A 6,273-nucleotide genomic window follows, 5' to 3' on the forward strand; every position below is an offset into this window, starting at 1 on the left:
AGACCGGTGCAGGAAGCCAAGAACCAACCAGGATTCACCGACCAATCGCTGATCCGCAACTTCTGCATCATCGCCCACATCGATCACGGAAAATCCACGGTGGCCGACCGGATTCTGCAGCTGAGCGGAATCGTGCCCAAGCGCGAGATGCACGATCGGTTCCTAGACAGGATGGACATCGAGCAGGAGCGCGGGATCACCATCAAATCCCAGGCCGTTCGCCTGCCCTGGGTCAAGGACGGCATCGAATACACCCTGGGAATGATTGACACCCCCGGTCATGTGGACTTTACCTACGAGGTCTCCCGGGCTCTGGAAGCCTGCGAGGGCGCGGTACTGCTGGTGGACGCCACCCAGGGCATTGAGGCGCAGACCCTCTCCAATCTGTATATGGCCCTGGAGGATGATCTGACCATTATCCCTGTCCTCAACAAGATCGACCTACCCTCGGCCGAGCCGGACAAGCACGCCGAGGAGATAGCCAACCTGATCGGCTGCTCCACAGACGATGTGTTGCGGGTATCGGGCAAGACCGGCGAAGGTATCCGTGAGCTGCTGGACCGTATCGTGGACCGGATACCGGCCCCCAAGGGGGATCCCAAGGCCCCGGCACGGGCCCTGATTTTCGACTCGGTCTATGACTCCTACCGGGGAATCGTCACCTATATCAGGATGGTGGACGGCGAGCTCAAGGAGCGCCAGAAGATCCGCATGATGGGCCGGGCGACCGTGCACGACCCCATCGAGCTGGGCGTGATCAGTCCAGACATGACCCCCACCAAGGCCCTGGGTGCCGGGGAGGTCGGCTACGTGATCACCGGCGTCAAGGACGTCAGCCAGTCCAAGGTGGGTGACACGGTCACCACCGAGGCCAACCCTGCCAAGGAGCCTCTGCCCGGCTATCAGGACCCCCAGCCCATGGTCTATTCCGGGCTCTTCCCCATCGACAACGCCCGGTTCCCCGAGCTGCGAGACGCCCTGGACAAGCTCAAGCTCAACGATGCCGCCCTGGTCTACGAGCCAGAGACGTCGGTGGCCCTGGGCTTCGGCTTCCGCTGTGGCTTCCTGGGGTTGCTGCACATGGAGATCGTCACCGAGCGCCTGAGCAGGGAGTTCGGCATGGACCTGATCGCCACGGCCCCCAACGTCACCTACCAGGTGACCATGGAGGACGGCAGCGAGCACACGGTGACCAACCCCAGCGAGTTCCCCGATGGCAAGGTTCGCCAGATTCTGGAGCCTGTGGTCAGCGCCGACATCATCACCCCCAAGGAGTTCATCGGACCGGTCATGGAGCTCTGCCAGGACCACCGCGGGCAGATGGGAACCATGGAGTACCTGAGCCCCGAGCGCGTTGAGATGCACTACCGGATGCCCCTGGCCGAAATCGTCTTCGACTTCTTCGACCAGCTGAAGAGTCGGACCAAGGGCTACGCCAGCCTGGACTACCAGCCGGACGGCACCCAGTCCGCCGACCTGGTCAAGGTGGACATCCTCATTCAAGGGGAGAAGATCGACGCCTTCTCGGCCATCGTCCACAAGGACAAGGCCTACGCATACGGGGTGATGATGACCAAGAAGCTGCGCAAGCTGATTCCCCGCCAGCAGTTCGAGATACCCATACAGGCGGCCATAGGGTCCCGGATCATCGCCCGGGAGACCATCAGCGCCTTGCGCAAGGATGTGCTGGCAAAGTGCTATGGGGGCGACATCACCCGCAAGCGCAAGCTGCTGGAGAAGCAGAAGGCCGGCAAGAAGCGCATGAAGATGCTGGGACATGTCGAGGTGCCCCAAGAGGCCTTCATCGCCGCCCTGAGCACGGGCCAGGCCCAGGATCGGGACACCAAGGACAAAATCCGGGCCGCCGCTAAGAAGGAGGGCTGAACGGGTGGGATCCTACCAGGTCTACATCCATGTGCCCTTCTGCATGCGCCGCTGCGGCTACTGCGACTTCAACACCTATACGGCCCGTGACCTGGGCGGGGGCGCCAGCCGTGAGCATTACGCCGACCTGGCCATCCAGGAGATGCGTATGGTCCGCGACTGGCAGACCTCTAGGGGGCTGATAGAGCCGCCCGTGTCCACCATCTTCTTCGGTGGAGGTACCCCGACCATTCTGCCGGCCCAGGATCTGGTGCGCATGGTCGAGGCCGTAGCCGACCTCTGGGGGCTTTCCTCCGAGGCCGAGATTACCACCGAGGCCAACCCTGACACCGTGGATCGGGCATACCTGGAGCAACTGCTCAGGGGCGGCATCAACCGCGTGTCTTTCGGCATGCAGTCAGCGGTGCCAAGCGTCCTGGCCACCCTGGATCGCACCCATACGCCGGCCAATGTGACCACCGATGTGGCCGCCGCTAAAGAATTGGGTCTCAGAGCCAGTGTGGACCTGATCTATGGGACGCCGGGGGAGCGGCTTGAGGATTGGCGGACCAGCCTGCAGGCGGCCCTGGACCTGGGCGTGGACCACGTCTCCGCCTACGCCCTGACCCTGGAACCCACCACCAAGATGGGCCGTGCTGTGCGCCGGGGCCAACTGCCCGCCCCCGATGACGATGACGAGGCGACTAAGTATGAGATGGCCGACGACATGCTCTCCCAGGCGGGCCTGTATTGGTACGAAATTTCCAACTGGGCCCGTCCCGGCCAGGAGAGTCGCCACAACCTGGGTTACTGGCACAACGTGGACTGGGCCGGCATCGGGCCCGGCGCCCACTCCCACTATCGGGGGCTGGATGGTCAGGACTCGGGCATGACACCGGTGGATGAAGCCCGGGAGCAGGAGCCTATGCCTTCCGTATCGCCTGGGTTCAGGGCCACCGGAACAGCATCAGCGGAAGAGGCCGATCCGCGGACATCCTGGTGGCTTTCGCAGGAGCCCGGCCTGGAGGAGCGGCGTGCACGGGCCATCCGCTCCTGGGACATCGCCCACCCAAGGGACTGGGCGGCCGCCATGGATGCAGGACATGTGCCCTGGCAGGATGCCGAGCTTCTGGGTTGGAGGCAGGACCTGGAGGAGACAGTCATGTTGGCCCTGCGTCTGCCAGAAGGCCTAGGAATGGATCGACTGACCAAGATGGCAGGTCGTCCAGCAGACCCGCAGATCCTCAAGGATCTGGTAGACCAGGGGCTCCTGCTGCCCGTGGGTGACAGAATTCAGGTGACCCGCCGGGGCCGCCTGCTCAACGATCTGGTCATCGATCAGGTTCTAGAGGCGGTAGGAATTCGTTAGACACTGCGGAACGTTACACGGATGTCACCTGTGGATGCATTATTCTGTTGATTCACCATTGACAAGGCTCCTCAAGGGCGGAGCATGCCGGCCCCGCCCCCGTCCACGAACGAGGTGATTGCGGTGTCATTCACGGCCCCTCTCGATTTGCATGTCCGCGGCCCCCAAGGGCTCTATGACCCTGATACGGAACACGATGCCTGCGGTTTCGGCATGGTTGCCACCCTCAACCGACGGGACGAAAGACTGATCGTCGAGCAGGGCATCCGCGTCCTGATTAACCTGGACCACCGAGGAGCCGTGGGAGCCGAGCCCAACACCGGCGATGGGGCCGGCATCATGCTCTCTATGCCCGACGAGTTCATGCGCACCCGGGTCTACCGGAATCTGCCCGAAGCTGGCCACTATCTGGCGGGCATGGCCTTCTTGGATAGGGACCCGGCTCAGGCTGCCGGTCAGGAGGAGGCCATCGCCTCCATTGCCGGCCAGGAGGGGCTGCGCGTTCTGGCCTGGCGGTCAGTACCCACCGATCCGGACGGATTGGGTCTGCAGGCTCTGGCCTCCATGCCCCGCTTCCTCATGCCCATCATGTGTGACGCCGGTCCTGAGGGCCGTGGAGATCTGGATCTGGAGCGGCTGGGCTACCGGGTTCGTAAGCGGGCGGAGCACGAGCTGGGCGTCTACTTCGCATCCCTGTCCTGTCGAACCATCACCTACAAGGGCATGCTGACCACCAAGCAGCTGCAGGGATTCTTCCCGGACCTGAGTGATCCGGCCATGAAGGCCCGCCTGGCCATCGTCCATTCCCGCTTCTCAACCAACACCTTCCCATCCTGGCCCTTGGCCCAGCCCTTCAGGATGATCGCCCACAACGGGGAGATCAACACCATTCAGGGCAACCGCAACTGGATGTCAGCCCGGGAAGGAATGCTGAGCTCGGAGCTGCTGGGCGACATGGCCCCGCTGCTGCCGGTCAACACCCCGGGAGCCTCGGACTCGGGCACCTTCGACGAGACCCTGGAACTGCTCCACCTGGCGGGTCGGTCCTTGCCCCACGCCGTCTCCATGATGATGCCTCCGGCCTGGCAGCAGGATTCGGACATGGACCCGGATCTGAAGGCCTTCTACGAGTACAACGACACCCTGATCGAGCCCTGGGACGGCCCGGCGGCCATCGTATTCACCGACGGAACCCTGGTAGGTGCCCAGCTGGACCGCAATGGCCTGCGCCCTGGCCGCTGGCAGCTGACCGATGACGGCCACCTGGTCCTGGCCTCGGAGGCCGGTGTCCTAGAGGACACGCCCCAGGAGTCCATCGTCTCCAAGGGCAGGCTGGAGCCGGGGCGCATGTTCCTGGCCGACACCAAAGAGGGCCGGATAGTGCCCGACAGCGAGATCAAGCGCCAGCTGGCCGGTCTGCACCCCTACAGGAAGTGGGTTTCCGAACGCACCATCCGCCTGGACGATCTGCCCGAGCGCGAGCATGTCAATTACTCGCGCATCTCGGTCCACCGTCGGCAACAGGCCTTCGGCTACACCCGGGAGGACCTGACCATGCTGTTGGGGCCCATGGCCGAAACCGGCAGGGAGCCCATCGGCTCCATGGGCAATGACGCGCCCATCGCTGTGCTCTCACGCCGGTCCCGCATGCTCTTCGACTACTTCACCCAGAAGTTTGCCCAGGTCACCAATCCGCCCCTGGACTGGGAGCGCGAAGAGCTGGTGACCAGCATCGCCTCGGCCATCGGGCCCGAGCCCAATCTTTTGGAGGACACCCCCGAGCACGCCTGGAAGATCCACATCGACCTGCCAGTGGTGGACTCCGTTCAGATGGCGCAGATCAAGCGTCTGGACCGAGCGCCGGTCCTGGAAGGCCGCTTCCGCCCCCGTCTGATTCGCGGCCTCTACCAGGTGGCCGGAGGCGGCAAGGCGCTTGAGGAGCGTCTGGAAGCCATCGAAAGGGAGGTGGATCAGGCCATCGAGGAGGGCTGCAATGTGCTTGTCCTGTCCGACCGGGACTCCAACCACATCTGGGGACCCATACCCTCCCTGCTGCTGACCGGGGCCGTACAGCACCACCTGCTTCGTCAGCACACGCGTACCCAGGTCTCCCTGGCGGTGGAGGCCGGCGACGTGCGCGAGGTCCACCACGTGGCCCTGCTGATTGCCTATGGCGCAGCCTGCGTCAATCCCTACCTGGCACTGGAGTCTGTGGAGAATCTGGCCAACAGCGGGGACTTGCACGTGGATGCCAAAAAGGCCTCCGACAACCTGGTCCGGGCTTTGAGCACCGGGGTCCTCAAAATCATGAGCAAGATGGGCGTGAGCACCATCATGTCCTACCGCGGCTCCCAGCTCTTCGAGGCCGTCGGACTCAGTCGGGAGGTCATCGACCGCTGGTTCACGGGCACTACCTCTCTGGTGGGTGGCATAGGCCTGGATGAGATCGCCGCCGAGGTGGCCCAGCGCCATCGGGTGGCCTATCCCATTGAGTGGACCGCTGGCTCCGGGCATGATCTGGAGACAGGCGGCAACTACCATTGGCGCCGCACCGGCGAGGACCACCTGAACGACCCAGAGTCCATCTTCCTGCTTCAGCAGTCCACCAAACGAGGGGACTATGGGCTCTTCAGGGCATACACCGACCATGTGAACGCAGCGGCCAAGCAGGGCATGACCCTGCGCGGCCTCATGGAACTGCACTCCGACAGGGCGCCCATACCGCTGGACCAGGTGGAGGCCGCCGAGTCCATCGTTACCCGCTTCTCTACTGGAGCCATGAGCTACGGGTCCATATCCCAAGAAGCCCATGAGACCATGGCAGTGGCCATGAATCGGCTCGGGGCCAGGTCCAACTCGGGTGAAGGCGGCGAGTCCCCGGATCGAATCGCAGACCCGGCCCGGACCAGCCGCATCAAGCAGGTGGCCTCGGCCCGATTCGGGGTCACCAGCGACTATCTGGTTTCGGCCACCGACCTGCAGATCAAGCTGGCCCAGGGAGCCAAGCCGGGGGAGGGTGGCCACCTTCCCGGCGCCAAGGT

General features: G+C 63.9%; 3 protein-coding genes. All 3 read left to right on the plus strand.

Going from position 1 to position 6,273, the window contains the following annotated elements; all coding sequences use genetic code 11:
- The first annotated feature begins 6 nt into the window (after window positions 1-6).
- Window positions 7-1,884 carry a translation elongation factor 4 gene (gene lepA, locus AC0AP0_RS07595; RefSeq protein ID WP_490430014.1) on the plus strand — a complete coding sequence of 626 codons (1,878 nt, stop codon included), beginning with the start codon at window positions 7-9 and terminating at the stop codon, window positions 1,882-1,884.
- A 4-nt stretch (window positions 1,885-1,888) separates the two neighbouring features.
- Window positions 1,889-3,232, plus strand: a complete 1,344-nt coding sequence (gene hemW / locus AC0AP0_RS07600; RefSeq protein WP_490430010.1) for a radical SAM family heme chaperone HemW — start codon at window positions 1,889-1,891, stop codon at window positions 3,230-3,232.
- A gap of 123 nt (window positions 3,233-3,355) precedes the next feature.
- On the plus strand, window positions 3,356-6,273 hold a 2,918-nt coding region (locus AC0AP0_RS07605; RefSeq protein WP_490430012.1), incomplete at its 3' end, for a glutamate synthase central domain-containing protein.

The organism is Bifidobacterium sp. POST2/T3 (B1) (assembly GCF_058197115.1).